Source organism: Streptomyces sp. NPDC050504, from assembly GCF_044458065.1.
Taxonomy (GTDB): domain Bacteria; phylum Actinomycetota; class Actinomycetes; order Streptomycetales; family Streptomycetaceae; genus Streptomyces.
Map to the genome: position 1 here is coordinate 206,246 of NZ_JBITHO010000003.1, position 17,887 is coordinate 224,132.

Below are 17,887 nucleotides of genomic sequence, written 5' to 3' on the forward strand. Positions count from 1 at the left end.
TCCGTCTCAGCTCCTTTCAGGCCGCTACGAGGTAGGAGAAGACCGATTCGAGGGACTCGTCGGACGGCGAGACGGTCAGCAGCCGGATGCCGTGCGCGCGGGCGACCTGCGGCAGCAGCGTGGTGAACCGGCCGAAGTCGACGGCCTGGACGCGCAGCGCGCCCTCCTTGAGGTCCACCTCGATCCCGGCGGTCGACGGGTCGGCGATGAGGGCGGCGGCGAGCGCGCGGTCGTCGCTGGAGCGGATCAGATAGCGGTGCGGGCGGTCCGTCATCAGCCGGCGGATGCGCCGGAAGTCGCCGGACGCGGCGTGCCGCCCCGCGACGATCACCTCGATGTGCGAGGCGAGCTGTTCGACCTCTTCGAGGATGTGCGAGGAGAACAGCACGGTGCGGCCCTCGGCGCCCATCCGGCGCAGCAGCTCCATCAGCTGCATGCGCTGGCGCGGGTCCATGCCGTTGAACGGCTCGTCGAGGAGCAGCACGGACGGCTCGTGGACCAGCGCGGACGCCATCTTCACGCGCTGGCGCATGCCCTTGCTGTACGTCTGGATCTTGCGGTCCTGGGCGTACTCCATCTCGACCGTGGCGAGCGCCTTCTGGGCCGCCTTCGCGCCGAGTCCGTGCAGTTCGGCGTTGGCGACGACGAACTCCTCGCCGGTGAGGAAGTCGTACATGCCCTCGCGCTCGGGAACGATGCCGATCTCCTCGTAGACCGACTCGTTGCGCCAGATCGGCTTGCCGTCGAGCGTCACGCTTCCCGTCGAGGGCGCGAGGAAACCGGCCATCATGTTGATCAGGGTCGATTTTCCGGCGCCGTTGGGGCCGAGCAGTCCGGTCACTCCGGGGCCGATGGACATGGTGACGTCGTTGACGGCCACCACGTTGCCGAACCAGCGGGAGGTGTGGTCGATGTCGATGACTGTCACAGTCCGACCTTCCGGTAGCGGCGCATCAGCACGGCGTAGGAGCCCGCGATCAGCGCGAGGACGACGAGGAGGTAGACCGCGCCGGTGCCGGCGCCGGGACCGCCCCCGCCGGGGAAGGCGGTCGTCGCGCCGAGGAAGGCCGTCTGCACCCCGTCGACGAGCGTGATGGGCGAGAAGAGGCCGAACCACTCGATCGAGTCGATCGAGCCCTGTTCGTAGGCGATCGCCTGGATCGTGGAGACCGCGCCGAAGCTGATGGTCAGGACGGCGATGACGGCGGCGACGCCGAACCCGCGGCGCGGCGTCAGCGCGGCCATGACCAGGCCGATCCCGGCGAAGAGCACGGAGAGCAGGGCCACCGAGACGATCCCCTGGGCGAAGCCCTTGGTCTGCTCGGCGAAGTCCATCTTGGCGAGCAGCGAGCCGATGTAGAGGATCAGGACGGGCGCCGCGGTGAGGGCGAAGAGCGCCGACGCCATCGCCACGTACTTGGCGAGGACGTAGTCGACGCGCTCGATCGGGCGCGAGAAGTACAGCGGGATCGTCTTGAACCGCAGGTCGCGGGAGACGGACTGGGGCGCCTGCGCGGCCAGGAAGAGGCCGATGACCGCCTGGGTGACGACCGCGTAGCGCGTGTACTCCAGGGGGAGGTCCTTGAGGTTGGTGGCGACCGCGACCGCGACGATGATCGCCGCGGGCAGGCACATCACCGCGAAGAGGATCATCGGCAGGACCTTGGACTTGGCGCTGCGGCCGAGGCCGTAGGCGCCGCGCAGGGACTGCGAGTAGAGCGAGCGGCGGGCGTAGGCGCGACCCAGGCGGGGGCCCTCGTAGTCGCGGTAGCCGATGTTGTGGATCCGGCTCTGGCCCGGCCCCTGGCCGGGGCTCTGGGCGGCTTCGGTGCTCATCGGCCGGCTCCCTTCTGCGCGGCGGCCTGCGGCTCGTGCTCCTGGCTCTGTTCCGTGCGGAACACCTCGGCGATGTGGTGGCGCCGCTGTTCCATCCGTACGAGACCGAGGCCGAGTTCGGCGACGGTGTCCCGCACGACGTCGTACGTCTCCTCGCCCGCCGCCTCGACGAGCAGGATGTGCCCGGCGCCCGGCAGGCCGTCCTCCAGGCCCTCGTGGAGCACGACGCCCGCGGCGGCCAGGGCGGTGCGGACCGCCGCCGTGCCGTCCGGGTGCGCGTCGGAGTCGGTGACCTCGACCGCGAGGGTCGTGGTGGTCTGGGTGAAGTCGCTGGTGGAGCTGGAGCGCAGCAGCTTGCCGCCGTCGATGACGACGACGTGGTCGCAGGTGCGCTCCAACTCGCCCAGCAGGTGCGAGGTGACCAGGACCGAGATGCCGAAGTCCGTCCAGACGCGGCGGATCAGGCCCAGCATCTCGTCGCGGCCGACCGGGTCGAGGCCGTTGGTCGGCTCGTCGAGCAGCACCAACTGCGGGTCGTGGACGAGCGCCTGGGCCAGCTTCACGCGCTGCTTCATGCCGGTCGAGTAGCCGCCGATGGGGCGGTAGCGCTCCTCGTAGAGCCCGACGTGGCGCAGGGTGTCGGCGGTCCGCTCGCGGGCCGCGGTGGGCGGCAGGCCCGACATGCGCGCCATGTGGACGACGAACTCGGTGGCCGAGACGTCGGGCGGCAGGCAGTCGTGCTCCGGCATGTAGCCCACGCGCTCGCGGATCTCGGCGCCGTGCGTGGCGACGTCCAGATCGAGCACCCGGGCCCGGCCCTCGGTGGCGGGGGAGAGACCAAGAAGGATCTTGATCATGGTGGACTTGCCGGCTCCGTTGGCGCCCACCAGGCCGGTCACACCGGGCCCGATGTCCAAGGAGAGCCGGTCAAGCGCGGTCACCCGGGGGAACCGCTTGCTCAGGCTTTCGGTCGCGATCACAGTCACGTCTCCGACGGTAGTGGCGCGCGCCACATCGGGCGTCAGCCTTGACGGTTGGATCGCTGTCCGACCGCAGGAGTACGGACCCGTAAGGGGGAGGAGACGAAAGTGAACAACATGGGCGACGGAAGGTGACAGGTCCGGCGACAGGTCTGGTGACAGGTACGGGGCGGCGCCCCGGAGCGGACCCCGGGCGGACCCTGGGCAGACCCTGGGCGGACCCCTGGCGGACCCCGAGCCGTCCCCGAGTTGTCCCCAGGTCGGCGTCGGACCCCTTGACGTAGCCGTCGGGCATTGTCACATTCATCAGTGTCAAGTTACGGACGCGTACCGCACACGGACGGACGGTGGCATGACCTCAGCCATGACCCCAGCCACTCCATCGAGGGGCGAACTGGACGCGGACCTGCGCGGGTTCAGGACGGTGCAGCGCCTCGCCTACGAGTGCGCGGAGGCGGTGGCCGCGCAGCTCAAGCCCGGGGTCACGGAGCGCGAGGCGGCCCGGATGCAGCGGGAGTGGCTGCGCGCCCGCGGGGTGCGGGACTGGTTCCACCTGCCGTTCGCCTGGTTCGGCGACCGCACGGCGTTCACGAACTTCCGGATACCCCTCCAGTTCTTCCCCACCAACCGGCGGTTGGAGCCGGGGATGCCGTTCGTCCTGGACATGGCCCCGGTGTACGAGGGGTACGTGGCCGACGTCGGGTACTCGGGCTGCCTGGGCCTCAACCCCGTGCACGACAGGCTGCTCGCGGACCTGGAGGCGCACCGCGAGCTGATCCTGCGCGAGGTCCGCGAGCGCCGGTCGCTGCGCGAGATCTACGAGGACGTGGAGCGGCTGATGGTCCGGCAGGGGTACGCCAACCGGCACCGCGCGTACCCCTTCGGCGTGATCGCGCACAAGGTGGACCGGGTCGAGCAGCGCCGCTGGTCGCCGACCGTGTTCGGGTTCGGCACGCAGGCGCTCAAGGGCCTGGCGAGCGACGCGGTCCACGGGCACCGGGACGGCTGGTCGCCGCTCTGGTCCCCGTACAAGTTCTCCGACCACCCTCCCCGACCGGGGCTGTGGGCGGTCGAGCCGCACCTCGGATTCCGGGGTACGGGCGCGAAGTTCGAGGAGATCCTGGTCGTCACCGACTCACGTGACCCCGAACAGAGCGCGTTCTGGCTGGACGACGACCTGCCGCACGTGCGGCGCTGGGCTGAGGAGAAGGCGGCGTGACGGTGGGCAGCGGGGCGGCGGACGGCGGGGCAGTGGGCGACATCGCAGCGGGCGGCGGGGCAGCGGGCGGCGGGCTCACGGGCGCGCGCGAGCGCTGGGTGCGTACGGGCGGGGTCGAGCTGTGCGTCGCGGAGCTGGGCGACGCCGCGCAGCCGACGGTGCTGCTGGTGCACGGCTATCCGGACAGCAAGGAGGTCTGGACGGAGGTCGCCGAGCGGCTGGCCGAGCGGTGGCACGTGGTGCTGTACGACGTGCGGGGCCACGGCAGGTCGACGGCCCCGACGCCGCTGCGCGGCGGCTTCACGCTGGAGAAGCTGACCGACGACTTCCTGGCCGTCGCCGACGCGGTGAGCCCGGACCGGCCGGTGCACCTGGTGGGGCACGACTGGGGCTCGGTGCAGTCCTGGGAGTTCGTGACGGTCAAGCGCACGGAGGGCAGGATCGCCTCGTTCACCTCCATGTCCGGCCCGTCCCTCGACCACTTCGGGCACTGGATCAAGCAGCGCGTGACCCGGCCGACCCCGCGCCGGGTGGGCCAGCTCCTGGGCCAGGGCGCCAAGTCCTGGTACGTGTACCTGCTGCACACGCCCGTGCTGCCCGAGCTGGCCTGGCGCGGACCGCTCGGCAAGCGGTGGCCTGGGCTGCTGGAGCGTCTGGAGAAGGTCCCGGCGGGCGACTACCCGACGGCCTCGCTCCCCTCGGACGCGGCGCACGGCGCCTGGCTCTACCGGGACAACGTCCGGGCCAGGCTGGGCCGTCCGCGCGCCGACGCGTTCGCCCACGCCCCGGTCCAGCTGATCACCCCGACCGGCGACGCCTTCCTCTCCGAGCACCTCTACGACGACCTGGAGCGGTGGGCGCCGCAGCTGGTGCGCCGCAGCCTGCCCGCCAAGCACTGGGTGCCGCGCACCAGGCCCGACCGGCTGACGGCGTGGATCAACGAGTTCGCGACGGCGGTGGAGGGCGGGGCGTCCGCGCGGGACGCCCTGGCCGACGGCCCCTACGCCGAGCGCTTCGGCGGCCAGCTGGTGCTGGTCACGGGCGCGGCCAGCGGCATCGGCCGGGCCACGGCCTTCGCGTTCGCCGAGGCGGGGGCGCGGATCGTGGCCGTCGACCGGGACGCGGAGGGGGCGGCCAGGACGGCGGAGCTGGCGCGGCTGATCGGCGCCCCCGAAGCCTGGGGCGAAGCGGTGGACGTCAGCGACGAGCAGGCGATGGAGAAGCTGGCCGAGAAGGTCGCCAGGGAGTGCGGCATCGTGGACGTCCTGGTGAACAACGCCGGGATCGGGCTCTCCGGCTCCTTCTTCGACACCTCGGCCGAGGACTGGAAGAGGGTCCTGGACGTCAATCTGTGGGGCGTCATCCACGGCTGCCGGATCTTCGGCAAGCAGATGGCCGACCGCGGCCAGGGCGGCCACATCGTCAACACCGCGTCGGCCGCCGCCTTCCAGCCGTCCAAGGCACTGCCGGCGTACTCCACGTCGAAGGCCGCCGTGCTGATGCTCAGCGAGTGCCTGCGCGCCGAGCTGGCCGGGCAGGGCATCGGCGTGTCGGCGATCTGCCCCGGACTCGTCAACACCAACATCACCGCGACGACCACCTTCACCGGGGTCGACGACACCGAGCAGAAGCGGCTCCAGAAGCGCACGTCACGGCTGTACGGGCTGCGCAACTACCCGCCGGAGAAGGTCGCTTCGGCGATCCTGCGGGCCGTCGCGCAGAACCGGGCGGTCGTGCCGGTCACCCCCGAGGCGCGCGGCGCACACCTGATGTCGCGCTTCACGCCCAGGGCGCTGCGGGCGATAGCCAGGATGGAGCCTCCGCTGTAGGCGGGTCGTACCATCGCTCGGGCGCGGTGGGCCGCGCCGCGACGGGTCGAGTGGGGAGTGGTTTTGTCCGAGGCGTCGGCGGTCGAGTACCGCATCGAGGACCTGGCGCATCTCAGCGGCGCCACGGTCCGCACCATCCGCGCCTACCAGGACCGCGGGCTGCTGCCCAAGCCGGAGCGGCGCGGCCGGGCCAACGTGTACGGCGAGGAGCACCTGGCCAGGCTGCACCGCATCGCCGACCTGCTGGAGCGCGGCTACACCCTGGCGTCCATCAAGGAGCTGCTGGAGGCGTGGGACTCCGGGCGCGGTCTCGGCGGGGTGCTCGGACTGGTCGCCGAGGTGCACGGGCCGTGGACCGACGAGCAGTCGGCCAGGATCTCCCGGGCCGATCTGGACGAGAAGTTCGGCGGCACGCCCGACGAGGAGGCGATCGCCGAGGCGGTGGAGCTTGGGGTGCTCCAGCGGCTGCCGGGGAACGAGGCGGAATTCCTGGTTCCGAGCCCACAGGAACTCTCCGTGGCCGTGGAGTTGTACGCGGCGGGAGTCCCGCTCACCGCAATCTCCGGACACCTGCGGGAACTTCGGGGCCAAGTGGAACACATCGCCGCGCGCTTCCTGGAGTTCACCACCGAGCACGTCTTCGCGCGCTACCTCGGCCATCTGCCCCCGACGGACTCGGACGCGGCCGAAGCCGCCTCGCTCGTCCGCCGCCTGCGCCCGCTCGCCCAGCAGACCGTGGACGCCGAACTCGCGCGCGCCATGCAGACCCTGGCGACCCGTCACCTCCAGCAGCACCTGGTGCCGGACGAGCCCCCGGCGAAGGATGACGAGCTGCGTTCCGTGGCCCTGCCCGGCGGGACGATCAGGGCCGTACAGCGGCTGGTTGGCGCGCAGAACGCGGCGGCCTTCATCACCGCGGCGACCGAACGGGAGCTACAGAGCCGGACATTGGACGCTCTAGCCCCAACTGTGACAAATGGCAGAATAGTTGACCAAAACCCTTGAATCCGGCGTCACTTGTCCACAGAACCTTCAACTCCCCCTGTGGAAAACCACACTTGACTGTGGATCAAACCTGAGCGCCAAAAACGGATGCGCGACGATCGTCACATCCGGCACGCTGACGGGATGGACGAACGACGCACCGTGAAGGTGTCGAAGTACCTCTCGAAACACCTGCGGCACCAGCCCGGACGCATCGGGATCGCCCTCGACGCGAACGGCTGGGTGCCGGTGGCGGAGCTGCTGGGCGCGGCCGCCGCACACGGCATGCGCATCACGCGCGACGAACTGGACCACGTGGTCGCCGAGAACGACAAGAAGCGCTTCACCGTCGAGACCGGCCCGGACGGCGACCGGATCCGCGCCAACCAGGGCCACACCGTCACGGTCGACCTCGCCCTGGAGCCCGCCGAACCGCCCGCGTACCTCTACCACGGCACCGTCGCCCGCTTCCTGGACGCGATCCGCGCGGAGGGCCTGCGCCCGATGGACCGCCACCACGTCCACCTCTCGCCCGACCGGGCCACCGCGACCCGGGTCGGCGCCCGCCGCGGCCGCCCCGTGGTCCTGTCGGTGGACGCGGGCGCGATGCACCGGGCGGGCCACACCTTCCTGGTCAGCGAGAACGGGGTCTGGCTCACCGACGCCGTACCCCCGCGGTTCCTCCGCCTGCCGGGCGAGCCGCGCCCCTGAACCGCGCCCCGCCCCCCCCTTCTCCGGGAAGCCCCGCGTTTTCTCCGGGAAGCCCCGCGTTCCCAGGACCCGGCCCGCCGGGGCATGATCCGTTCCATGGACCAGCCGCGCCACGCCAGCACCGAAGCCGTCGTCACGGCGATCCGCGAGATCGCCGGGGAGCACGGCCTGGAGATCCGCGTCAGCGACGACATCGGCACCGACCAGGTGTCCCGGCGCACCGCCGCGGGCGCCTTCACCGCCCTCGACACGGACGGCAGCCTGCCGCACGAGGCGTACGTGGAGCTGTCGGGCCCGCCCGCCGTCACCGTGCACGTCTTCCCCGACGGCGACGCGAAGATCACCGTCGAAGGCGTGGAGTTCGCGGACGTCCCGCGCGACCGTGCGCCCGCCTTCCTCCGCTCGGTCCTCGGCGGCCTCGCGCACGTGAAGGGCCGTTTCTTCCCGCCCGGCTACTGGCTGACCGTGCCGCTGCCGGGCGACGAGACGTACCGGGAGCTGATCCCGTTCCCGTACCTCTCCCCCTGGCTCAGCCGGGCCCTGCGCTGACCGCCCCGGTCCCGGCAGGCCCTGCGCCGACCGCCCCGGCCGCGCGGCGGCTCGCCCGTGCGACGGTCCGCGATCTGGGCCCTTAAGGTCGTGACCATGCGCCTGAGCACTGTGATTCTGCCGATCTACCGTTGGAACGACGAGGGCCGCAGCCACTGGCAGCGCGCCGAGGAACTCGGTTTCCACACCGCGTACACCTACGACCACCTCGCCTGGCGGTCCTTCCGCGACGGCCCCTGGTTCGGCGCGGTGCCGACCCTGACCGCCGCCGCGGCCGCGACCTCGCGGATGCGCCTGGGCACCCTCGTGACCTCGCCGAACTTCCGCCACCCGGTGACCCTCGCCAAGGAACTGATCTCCCTGGACGACATCTCGGACGGCCGGATCACGCTCGGCGTCGGCGCGGGCGGCAACGGCTTCGACGCCACCACCCTGCGCGGCCCGGGACAGGAGTGGACGCCGCGCGAACGGGCCGACCACTTCGGCGAGTTCGTGCCGCTCCTGGACCGGCTGCTGCGCTCGCCCGCGTCCGTGACGCACGAGGGCGAGCGCTACTCCGCGCACGAGGCGCGCAACCTCCCCGGCTGCGTCCAGCGCCCCCGGCTGCCCTTCGCGGTCGCGGCGACCGGGCCGCGCGGCATGAAGCTGGCCGCCGGGTACGGCCAGGCGTGGGTGACCACGGGCGACCCGAAGATCTTCGAGACCGGCACGCCCGCCGACTCCGTCGAGGCGATCAGGGGCCAGGTAGGCAAGCTGGGCGCGGCCTGCGAGGCGATCGACCGCAACCCCGACGAACTCGACAAGATCCTGCTCACCGGCTTCACGCCGGACCGGCAGCGCCCGCTGGAGTCCGTCGACGCCTTCGTGGAGTTCGCGGCGAACCACAAGGCGCTCGGCATCACCGAAATCGTGATCCACTGGCCCATTCCCGACTCCGAGTTCGCGGCGGACGAGAAGGTCTTCGAGCGGATCGCCACCGAGGCGCTCGCCCAGCTCTGAGCGGCCGTCCGCCACGAGGCCGGCTCCGCCCGGCGGGACCGGCCCGGACTGACCGGAACTCGTCGATTCCATAAGGGGGCGCACGCTCTCAAATGTGCGCCCCCTCGCACTACCGTGCACCTCGTACGCGAGAATGGATCTGTGACCTCAGCTACCGCCCCCCGCCGCGTCCCCGCCGTCCCCCGGCTGATCGCCACCGACCTGGACGGCACCCTGCTGCGCGACGACAAGTCCGTGTCGGAGCGCACCGTCGCCGCGCTCGCCGCGGCGGAGCGTGCGGGCATCGAGGTCTTCTTCGTCACCGGCCGCCCGGCCCGCTGGATGGACGTCGTCAGCGACCACGTGCACGGCCACGGCCTGGCCATCTGCGGCAACGGCGCGGCCGTCGTCGACCTGCGGCACGACGGCGCGGGAGCACCCCGCTTCATCAAGGTCCGCCCCGTCGAGCGGGAGACCGCGCTGGACGTCGTCGGCACGCTGCGCGCCGCCGCACCCGGCACGTCGTTCGCCGTCGAGCGGACCTGCGGCATACAGCACGAGCCCGCCTATCCCCCGCTGCACATGGACCCGGCGCTCTCCATCGCCACCGCCGAGAAGCTCCTGGACGCGGCGGCCGCCGAGGCGGACGAGCCCGTCCTCAAGATCCTCGCCTTCCACCCCGAGCTGTCCCCCGACGCCTTCCTCGGCCTGGCCCGCGCCGCCGTGGGCCCGCGCGCCGAGGTCACCCGCTCCAGCCCCACCGCGCTCCTGGAGATCAGCGCCCCCGGCGTCTCCAAGGCGTCCACGCTGGCGCTGTGCTGCGCCGAGCGCGGCATCTCGGCCGAGGAGGTCGTGGCCTTCGGCGACATGCCGAACGACATCGAGATGCTGAGCTGGGCCGGTGCCTCGTACGCGATGGGCAACGCCCACCCGGCGGTGCTCGCCGCCGCGTCCGGCCGTACGGAGTCGAACAACGAGGACGGCGTGGCGGCCGTGATCGAGCGCATCCTCGAAGGCCGGTAGCCCGGGGCGGGAACGGAGGCGGGGTCCCGTACCCCGTACCCCGTACACCCCGTACCTCTGTACCCCCGTACCCCTAGAGCACCACTCCGTGCTCCCGCATCCACCCCATCGGGTCCACGCCCGACCCCAGGTACGGCGTCAGCCGCACCTCGAAGTGCAGGTGCGGCCCCGTCGAGTTGCCCGTCGTCCCCGCCTGCCCGACCCACTGCCCGGCCCGCACCCGCTCGCCCGGCTCGACGGCGGCGGCCGACAGGTGCGCGTACTGCGTGTACCAGCCGTTCGCGTGCCCGAGCACCACCTCGATGCCGAAGCCGCCCCCGCAGGACACCGAGACCACCCGCCCCGCACCGGCCGCCCGCACCGGCGTGCCGACGGCGACCGCGAAGTCCTGCCCGGTGTGCCGGTGCGCCCAGCGCTCGCCCGCACGGTCGAACCCCGCCGACAGCGCGTACGACTCCAGCGGCGCGACCCACGCCCCGCCGTCCGGCAGCCCGCGCTGCGCCATCCGTACGACGCCGTCGCACTTCCCGGCCGCCACGCTGCGCTCCGCGTCCCTCTCCAGGCGCGCCCGCACCGCCTTCAGCCGCGCCTCGACGGACCGCCGCAGCAGCGCGAGCCGCGCGGTGCGCGCCTCCAGGTCGCGCCAGGCGTCCCGGGCGCGCCGCTCGTCCCGTACGAGCACCCGCTCGGCCAGCACCGCCCGGTCCAGCATCCGCGCCAGCGCCAGGTCGGCCCGGTGCGCCAGGTACCGGCCGCGCAGCAGCCGCTCGGGGTCGCCCGCGAGGAGGACCCGGGCCGTGTCCGCGACGGGCCCGGCGCCCGCGCGGTACTGGGAGCGGGCGACCGCGCCCAGACCGGCGCGGTGCCCGGCGAGCACCCGGCGCTGCCGCGCGAGCCGCACCTCCAGGCGCCGGGCCTCGGCGCGCCGCAGCCCGGCGGCGCGCCTGCCTCTCTCGTACGCGTCGGTGGCCCGCGCCACCTGCTCGTACAGCCGCGCCACCCGGGCGCCCGCGCGGGGCCCGTCGGACCCGCCCGCGGCACTGCCCGTACCGGCCCCCGTACCGGCACTCGTACCTGCGGCCTTACCGGCACCGGGGCGTGCGGCCGGCCCGTCGGCGGCGTGTGCGGACGGGTCGGGCGCGAGGGTGAGCAGCGCGCAGAGCGCCAGCGCCCCCAGGCAGCGCCTGCGCCCCCTTGTACGTCGCGTTCGCATCCCAGGATCGTCGCCCCGGGCGCCGGGGTTTCGGCGCAACCGCACGGGCGCGTGGCGCCGCGTCCCGCCAACGGACCAGCGCCCGCACACACGGACGGCACGGCGCGGGACCGCCGGATCCGCAGCCAAACCCACCTTCCGTGTCCGTTCCGGAGCCGGAGCCGGAGCCGGAGCCGGAGCCAGCACCCGCACCCGCACCCGCACCCGCACCCGCACCCGGAACTACAGCGGGGCCTCCCACACCACGGTCGTCCCCGCCCCGTCCTCCCCGATCCCCGGCCCGCAGTCGCTCGACCCGCCCAGCGACTCCGCGCGCCGCCGCAGGTTGCGCAGCCCGCTGCGCCGACCGCCCTCCGGGATGCCCACCCCGTCGTCGGCGACCGAGAGCCGCACCCCGGGCGTGCCGTCGGGCAGGGTCACGGTCGCGTCGACCACGACCTCGATGTGCTGTGCCCGCGCGTGCCGGAAGGCGTTGGACAGCGCCTCGCGCAGCGCCGCGATGAGGTTCTTTCCGGTCAACTCCCCGACCAGCGAGTCCACCGGGCCGACGAAGCGGTGCGAGGGCTTGTAGCCGAGCGGCACGGCCGCCATGTTGATCTCCCGCAGCACGCGGGTGCGCAGCCCGGACGGCGCCTCGGCCGGTCCCTGCTGGAGCGCGAAGATGGCGGTGCGGATCTCCTGGATCGTCACGTCCAGCTCGTCGACCGCCCGCCCGACGCCCGTCTGCACCTCGGGCACCACCGACTTGCGCTGGGCGCCCTCCAGCATCATCCCGGTGGCGAAGAGCCGTTGGATGACCAGGTCGTGCAGGTCCCGCGCGATCCGGTCGCGGTCCTCGTACACCGCGAGGCGCTCCCGGTCGCGCTGGGCGTCCGCCATCATCAGGGCCAGCGCGGCCTGCGAGGCGAACTGCGTGGCCAGGGTGCGCTCCGCCTCCGTGAAGGGGCGCTCGCCGCGCGCGCGGGGCGTGGCGAGCGCGCCCAGCACCCGCCCGCCGCTCTGCAGCGGCAGCAGCATGCTCGGCCCGTACCGCTCCGCGAGGCGGGTGAGCATCCGGTCGTCGGTCGCCGAGTCGTCGACGAACACCGCCTCGCCCTTCAGCAGCGTCGCGACCACCCGGCTCTCTCCCGGGATGACCGTGCCGAGCGCCCCCGAGGGCTCGTCCTCGGCGACCGCGACGATCTCCAGGGCCCCCTCGTCGGCGGGCAGCAGCACCATCCCGGCCGTCGCCGCGGCCAGCCGCCGCGCCTGTTCGGCGACGACGGCGAGCGCGTCGTCCGCGTCGCCCCCGGCGAGCAGCGCGGTGGTGACGGCGACCGAGCCGTCGATCCACCGCTCGCGCTGGCGGGCCTCCTCGTACAGCCGGGCGTTGCCGATCGCGATCCCGGCCTCGGTGGCGAGGACCCGCACCATGTGCAGGTCGTAGTCGTTGAACTCGCCGCCGTCGTTCTTCTCGGTCAGGTAGAGGTTGCCGAAGATGTCGCCCTGGACGCGGATGGGGACGCCCAGGAAGGTCCGCATCACCGGGTGCCCCTCGGGGAACCCGGCCGCGCGCGGATCGGTCCGCAGGTCGGCGAGCCGCATCGGCACGGGGTCGTGGATCAGCGCGCCCAGCAGCCCCCTGTGCCCGTCGGGCCGGCGCCCGATCCGGTCCGCGACCTCCTGCGGGACCCCGTACGTCACGAAGTCCGAGAGGCCGTCGCCCTCCTCGTCGACCACGCCGATCGCGGCGTAGCGGGCGTCGGCGAGTTCGGCGGCGGTCCGGCAGATCCGGTCGAGGGTGGAGCGCAGTTCGAGGCCCGTGCCCACGGAGCGCATCGCCTCCAGGAGCTGCGGGACGCGGGCGGTCAGCTCGGTGGACAGACCCTGCAGGCTGCGGGTCGCCTCGGTCGCGGCGTCAAGGGAGTCCTTCGGGTCCGGCGCTGGCATGCCTAGAGATTAGTTAGTCCTATTTGGCAAGGAAAGTCGGCTGTGAGAGTCCTTCCGTCTCCCGCTCCCTCTCCAGCATGCGCCGCAGCGGCCCCTCGACGACCGAGAGTTCCCCGAACTCCCCGCGCTGCACGACGTGTCCCCGTTCCAGCACGACGATCTCGTCGACGGCTTCGAGGCCGCGCAGCCGGTGCGTGATCAACACCGTCGTACGCCCTTCCGTGGCGGCGAGCAGGTCCTCGGTGAGCGCGTCTGCGGTCGCCAGGTCCAGGTGTTCGGCGGGCTCGTCGAGCACCAGCACCGGGAAGTCCGCGAGCAGCGCCCGCGCCAGGGCGAGCCGCTGCCGCTGTCCGCCGGACATCCGCGCGCCGTGCTCGCCGACCGGGGTGTCGAGGCCGTCGGGCAGCGTGTCCACCCACTCCAGCAGCCGGGCCCGCGCCAGCGCGGCGCGCAGTTCGGTGTCGTCGGCGCCGGGCCTGGCCAGCCGCAGGTTCTCCCGTACGGAGCTGTCGAAGACGTGCGCGTCCTGGGCGCAGAGCCCCACGGTCGCGCGGACGTCGTCGCCCGCCATCGCCCGCGCGGCGACCCCGCCGATCTCGTACGTCCCCTGCCGCACGTCGAGGAAGCGCAGCAGCACCTGGGCGAGGGTCGTCTTGCCCGACCCCGACGCCCCGACGACGGCGACCCGCCGCCCGGCGTCGAGCCGCAGCCCGAACCCGGCGAGCGCGTCCCGCTCCTGCCCCTCGTACCGCGCTGACACCCCGTCGAGCACCAGGGGGAACACCTCGGCGGGCGGCGCGACGGGCCGCCCGGGCTCGGGGACGGGGACGGGGGCGTCGAGCACTTCGTACACCCGCTCCGCGCTCCGCTTCACGCGCTGCCGGTACTGCACGGCGAGCGGCAGCCCGGCGACGGTCTCGAACGCGGCGAGCGGCGTCAGCACCAGGACGGCCAGCTGTACGCCGGGCAGCCTGCCGTCGCCCACGGCCTGGACGCCGACGAGCGCGGCGCCCGCCACGGTCAGTCCGGTGACCAGGGCGGTGAGCCCGGCGCCGAGCGCGGTGGCGGCGGCGCCCCGCGCGGCGATCCCGGTCAGCACCGCGTCGGCCTCCCTGGCCTGCCGCAGCCGACTCGGCAGCGCGCCCGCCACGGTCAGTTCCCCGATGCCGCGCAGCAGGTCCACGACTCTGGTCGCCAGTTCGCCGCGCGCGGGCGCCAACTGGCGCTCGGCGCGCCGCGCGACGGCCCCGCTGAGCGCGGGCACCCCGACGCCCGCGACGAGCAGCCCGACGGCCAGCACGGCGCCCGCCTCGGGCAGCAGCCAGCCCGTGAAGCCGACGGCTCCGACGCCCACCAGGAGGGCGGCGCCGACCGGCAGCAGCCACCGCAGCCAGTAGTCCTGGAGCGCGTCCACGTCGGCGACGAGCCGCGAGAGGAGGTCACCGCGCCTGGTCCTGCGCAGCCCCGCGGGGGAGATGCGTTCGAGGCGCCGGTAGACCGCGACCCGCAGGTCGGCGAGCATCCGCAGCACGGCGTCGTGCGAGACGAGCCGCTCGGCGTACCGGAAGACGGCCCGCCCGATCCCGAAGGCGCGCGTGGCGGTGACGGCGATCATCAGGTACATCACGGGAGGCTGTTCGGAGGCGCGCGAGATCAGCCACCCGGAGACGGCCATGAGCCCCACGGCGGACCCCAGGGCGAGGCTCCCCAGAACGAGGGCAAGACCGAGCCGCCCCCGAAGTTCCCGGGCCATTCCCCTGACCCGCTTGGTGGTGGGCACAGGAGCAGCGCTCATCGCTTCGGGGGCGGGGGCCGAGCCCCGGTCGTGGGAAGGCGCAGGGAGGGGAGAGGCCCCGCGCAGCGGCCCCGCCCCGGCCACCCCCGCACCGAGCACCGCACCCGCACCCGCACCGAGCACCGCCCCCGAAGCCCCCGCGGCCCCGATCCGCACCACCCGGTCCGCGACCGCGAGCAGCGCGGGCCGGTGCACGACCACGAGCACCGTCCGCCCCACCGCGAGCCGCCGCACCGCCTCCACGACCCCCGCCTCGGTCTCCCCGTCCAACGCGGCGGTGGGCTCGTCGAGCAGCAGGAGCGGACGGTCCGCGAGGAACGCCCGAGCGAGGGCGAGCCGCTGCCGCTGCCCGGCGGACAGTCCCGCCCCGTCCTCCCCGAGCGGGGTCCTGGCACCCAGCGGCAGCCCGGCGACGAACTCCCAGGCCCCCGCAGCCTCCAGCGCCCCGCGCACCGCCTCGTCCGAGGCGTCGGGCCGGGCGAGCCGTACGTTCTCCGCGATGCTCCCCGCGAAGAGATGGGGCCGCTGGGGCACCCAGGCGACCGACTCCCGCCACAGCGCGAGGTCCACGTCCCCGATCTCGACGCCGCCGACGAGCGCCCGCCCCTCTTCGGGCGGGACGAACCCCAGCACCACGTCGAGCAGCGTCGACTTCCCGGACCCGCTCGGCCCGACCAGGGCGACGGTCTCGCCCTCCTCCACGACCAGATCGGTCGAGTCCAGCGAGGGCTCACCGCGCCCGGCGTGACGAACGCTCACCCCCTGAAGCTCGATCCGCACCCCCCGGGGCACGGCGCCCCCGGGCACCGCCCCGCCACCCGCGGGGCCCGCCTCCAGCACCTCGAAGATCTCCTCGGCGGCCGAGAGCCCCTCCGCCGCCGCGTGGTACTGCGCCCCCACCTGCCGGATCGGCAGATACGCCTCGGGCGCCAGCACGAGGATCACCAGCCCCGTGTACAGGTCCATCTCCCCGTGCACGAGCCGCATCCCGATGGTCACCGCCACCAGCGCGACGGAGAGCGTCGCGAGCAGTTCCAGCGCGAACGACGACAGGAACGCGATCCGCAGCGTCCGCACGGTCGCCCGCCGGTACTCGGAGGTGATCTTCCGGATCGACTCCGCCTGCGCCTTCGCCCGCCCGAACACCTTGAGCGTGGGCAGCCCCGCGACCACGTCCAGGAAGTGCCCCGAGAGCTGGGAGAGCAGCCGCCACTGACGGTCCATCCGGTTCTGCGTGGCCCACCCGATCAGCACCATGAACAGCGGGATCAGCGGGAGCGTCACCACGATGATCGCGGCCGACACCCAGTCCTCGGTGACGATCCGCGCCAGCACCGCCACGGGCACCACCACCGCGAGCCCCAGCTGCGGCAGATAGCGCGCGAAGTAGTCGTCGAGCGCGTCGATCCCCCGCGTGGCGAGCGCCACCAGGGAGCCCGTCTTCTGCTGCCCCAGCCAACCGGGTCCCAGCCCCGCCGCCCGTTCGAGCAGCCGCCCCCGCAGCTCGCTCTTGACCGCCGCACTGGCCCGGTGGGCGGCCAGTTCGGTGAGCCAGGACACGAGCCCCCGACCGACCGCGACCGCCGCCAGCAGCACCAGCGCGGTGCGCAGTTCGGAGACGGAGTGCCCGTCCTCGAACGCGCCCACCACCACCTCGGCGACGAGCATCGCCTGGGCGACGACCAGCGCCGCTCCGACCAGGCCGAGCAGCACCACCGCCACGAGGAAGCGACGGGTGGACCGGGCGTACCGGAGCAGACGCGGATCGATCGGTTTCACGTGAAACATCTCCCACTGGTGCGACGGGGCATCAGCTAGTGCGGCTAGTGCGACGGAGCGTCAGCGATGTGCTGCGTACCGATCCGCTTGCGGAACACCCAGTAGGTCCAGCTCTGGTAGAGCAGCACCACCGGAGTGGCCACCCCCGCGCACCAGGTCATGATCTTGAGCGTGTACGGGCTCGACGAGGCGTTCGTCACCGTGAGGCTCCACTCCGGGTTCAGCGACGAGGGCATGACGTTCGGGAAGAGCGTCAGGAAGAGCATCGCCACGGCCGCCGCGATGGTGACCCCGGAGAGCGCGAACGACCAGCCCTCGCGCCCCGCCTTGATGGCCCCGACCGCGCCGACCAGCGCCAGCACGGCCACCACCATCGCGACCAGGCTCTTGCCGTCGCCCTTGTCGACCTGGGTCCAGATCAGGAAGGCGAGCGCCAGCACCGCCGTGACGAGCCCCAGCTTGAGCGCGAGCGCCCGTGCCCGGTCCCGGATGTCCCCGACGGTCTTGAGGGAGGCGAAGACCGCGCCGTGGAAGGTGAAGAGCGTCAGCGTGACCAGTCCGCCCAGCAGGGCGTACGGGTTCAGCAGGTCCCAGAAGTTGCCGACGTACTCCATCTCGCGGTCGATCTTCACGCCGCGCACGATGTTGCCGAAGGCCACGCCCCACAGCAGCGCCGGGACGAGCGAGGTCCAGAAGATGGCCCGCTCCCAGTTGGTCTGCCAGCGCTCCTCGGGCCGCTTGGCGCGGTACTCGAAGGCGACGCCGCGCACGATCAGACAGACCAGGATGATCAGCAGCGGCAGGTAGAAGCCGGAGAAGAGCGTCGCGTACCACTCGGGGAAGGCGGCGAAGGTCGCGCCGCCGGCCGTCAGCAGCCACACCTCGTTGCCGTCCCAGACGGGCCCGATGGTGTTGATCAGGACCCGCTTCTCGGTGCGGTCCCTGGCGAGGAGCCTGGTGAGGATCCCGATCCCGAAGTCGAAGCCCTCCAGGAAGAAGTAGCCGATCCAGAGGACGGCGATCAGCACGAACCAGACGTCATGGAGTTCCATACGTCAACTC

Annotated in this window: 14 protein-coding genes; 7 read left to right on the forward strand and 7 right to left on the reverse strand. The window is 73.0% G+C overall.

The features are described 5' to 3' along the window. Positions 1-16: 16 nt before the first annotated feature. Genes ACIBNE_RS12255 through ACIBNE_RS12265 form a run of 3 tightly spaced genes read right to left on the reverse strand, consistent with a single transcriptional unit; the run spans position 17 to position 2,822 of the window. Complete coding sequence (locus ACIBNE_RS12255) at positions 17-928, reverse strand: ABC transporter ATP-binding protein (RefSeq protein ID WP_399271445.1); 912 nt, start codon at positions 926-928, stop codon at positions 17-19. Continuing rightward, positions 925-1,836, reverse strand: a complete 912-nt coding sequence (locus ACIBNE_RS12260; protein ID WP_399271446.1) for an ABC transporter permease — start codon at positions 1,834-1,836, stop codon at positions 925-927. Before ACIBNE_RS12260 ends, ACIBNE_RS12255 begins: the two co-directional genes overlap by 4 nt. Then, positions 1,833-2,822 (reverse strand): ABC transporter ATP-binding protein, encoded by a 990-nt coding sequence (locus ACIBNE_RS12265; RefSeq protein ID WP_399271447.1) that lies wholly within the window; start codon positions 2,820-2,822, stop codon positions 1,833-1,835. Before ACIBNE_RS12265 ends, ACIBNE_RS12260 begins: the two co-directional genes overlap by 4 nt. A 358-nt stretch (positions 2,823-3,180) precedes the next feature. On the opposite strand from ACIBNE_RS12265, the gene ACIBNE_RS12270 reads away from it, so the two are divergent. The 7 genes from ACIBNE_RS12270 (at position 3,181) to ACIBNE_RS12300 (ending at position 10,109) form a co-directional block, all read left to right on the forward strand. Next, a complete protein-coding gene (locus ACIBNE_RS12270) occupies positions 3,181-4,035 on the forward strand; it encodes a M24 family metallopeptidase (protein ID WP_399271448.1) in 855 nt (284 codons plus the stop codon). A 41-nt stretch (positions 4,036-4,076) separates the two neighbouring features. Further along, positions 4,077-5,864 (forward strand): SDR family oxidoreductase, encoded by a 1,788-nt coding sequence (locus ACIBNE_RS12275; protein ID WP_399271660.1) that lies wholly within the window; start codon positions 4,077-4,079, stop codon positions 5,862-5,864. 63 nt (positions 5,865-5,927) lie between these two features. Continuing rightward, entirely contained in the window at positions 5,928-6,869 is a 942-nt protein-coding gene (locus ACIBNE_RS12280) for a MerR family transcriptional regulator (protein ID WP_399271449.1), read from the forward strand. A 123-nt stretch (positions 6,870-6,992) separates the two neighbouring features. Then, positions 6,993-7,559 (forward strand): RNA 2'-phosphotransferase, encoded by a 567-nt coding sequence (locus ACIBNE_RS12285; protein WP_399271450.1) that lies wholly within the window; start codon positions 6,993-6,995, stop codon positions 7,557-7,559. Between the two features lie 96 nt (positions 7,560-7,655). Then, positions 7,656-8,108, forward strand: coding sequence for a hypothetical protein (locus ACIBNE_RS12290; protein ID WP_399271451.1), 453 nt, complete (start codon positions 7,656-7,658; stop codon positions 8,106-8,108). Between the two features lie 96 nt (positions 8,109-8,204). Next, positions 8,205-9,107: an LLM class flavin-dependent oxidoreductase gene (locus ACIBNE_RS12295; protein ID WP_399271452.1), complete on the forward strand. Its 903-nt coding sequence runs from the start codon at positions 8,205-8,207 to the stop codon at positions 9,105-9,107. A 141-nt stretch (positions 9,108-9,248) separates the two neighbouring features. Next, positions 9,249-10,109 (forward strand): Cof-type HAD-IIB family hydrolase, encoded by an 861-nt coding sequence (locus ACIBNE_RS12300; protein ID WP_399271453.1) that lies wholly within the window; start codon positions 9,249-9,251, stop codon positions 10,107-10,109. Positions 10,110-10,182: 73 nt separating this feature from the next. Here the strand turns inward: ACIBNE_RS12300 and ACIBNE_RS12305 are convergent, their stop codons facing one another. From ACIBNE_RS12305 to cydB, 4 genes are all read right to left on the reverse strand, one after another. Next, complete coding sequence (locus tag ACIBNE_RS12305) at positions 10,183-11,322, reverse strand: M23 family metallopeptidase (RefSeq protein WP_399271454.1); 1,140 nt, start codon at positions 11,320-11,322, stop codon at positions 10,183-10,185. Between the two features lie 222 nt (positions 11,323-11,544). Beyond that, on the reverse strand, positions 11,545-13,251 hold the full coding sequence (locus tag ACIBNE_RS12310) for a GAF domain-containing sensor histidine kinase (RefSeq protein ID WP_399271455.1): 1,707 nt from the start codon (positions 13,249-13,251) through the stop codon (positions 11,545-11,547). A 19-nt stretch (positions 13,252-13,270) separates the two neighbouring features. Continuing rightward, complete coding sequence (gene cydD / locus ACIBNE_RS12315) at positions 13,271-16,825, reverse strand: thiol reductant ABC exporter subunit CydD (protein ID WP_399271456.1); 3,555 nt, start codon at positions 16,823-16,825, stop codon at positions 13,271-13,273. Positions 16,826-16,869: 44 nt separating this feature from the next. Then, entirely contained in the window at positions 16,870-17,877 is a 1,008-nt protein-coding gene (cydB, locus tag ACIBNE_RS12320) for a cytochrome d ubiquinol oxidase subunit II (protein ID WP_399271457.1), read from the reverse strand. Between the last annotated feature and the right edge of the window lie 10 nt (positions 17,878-17,887).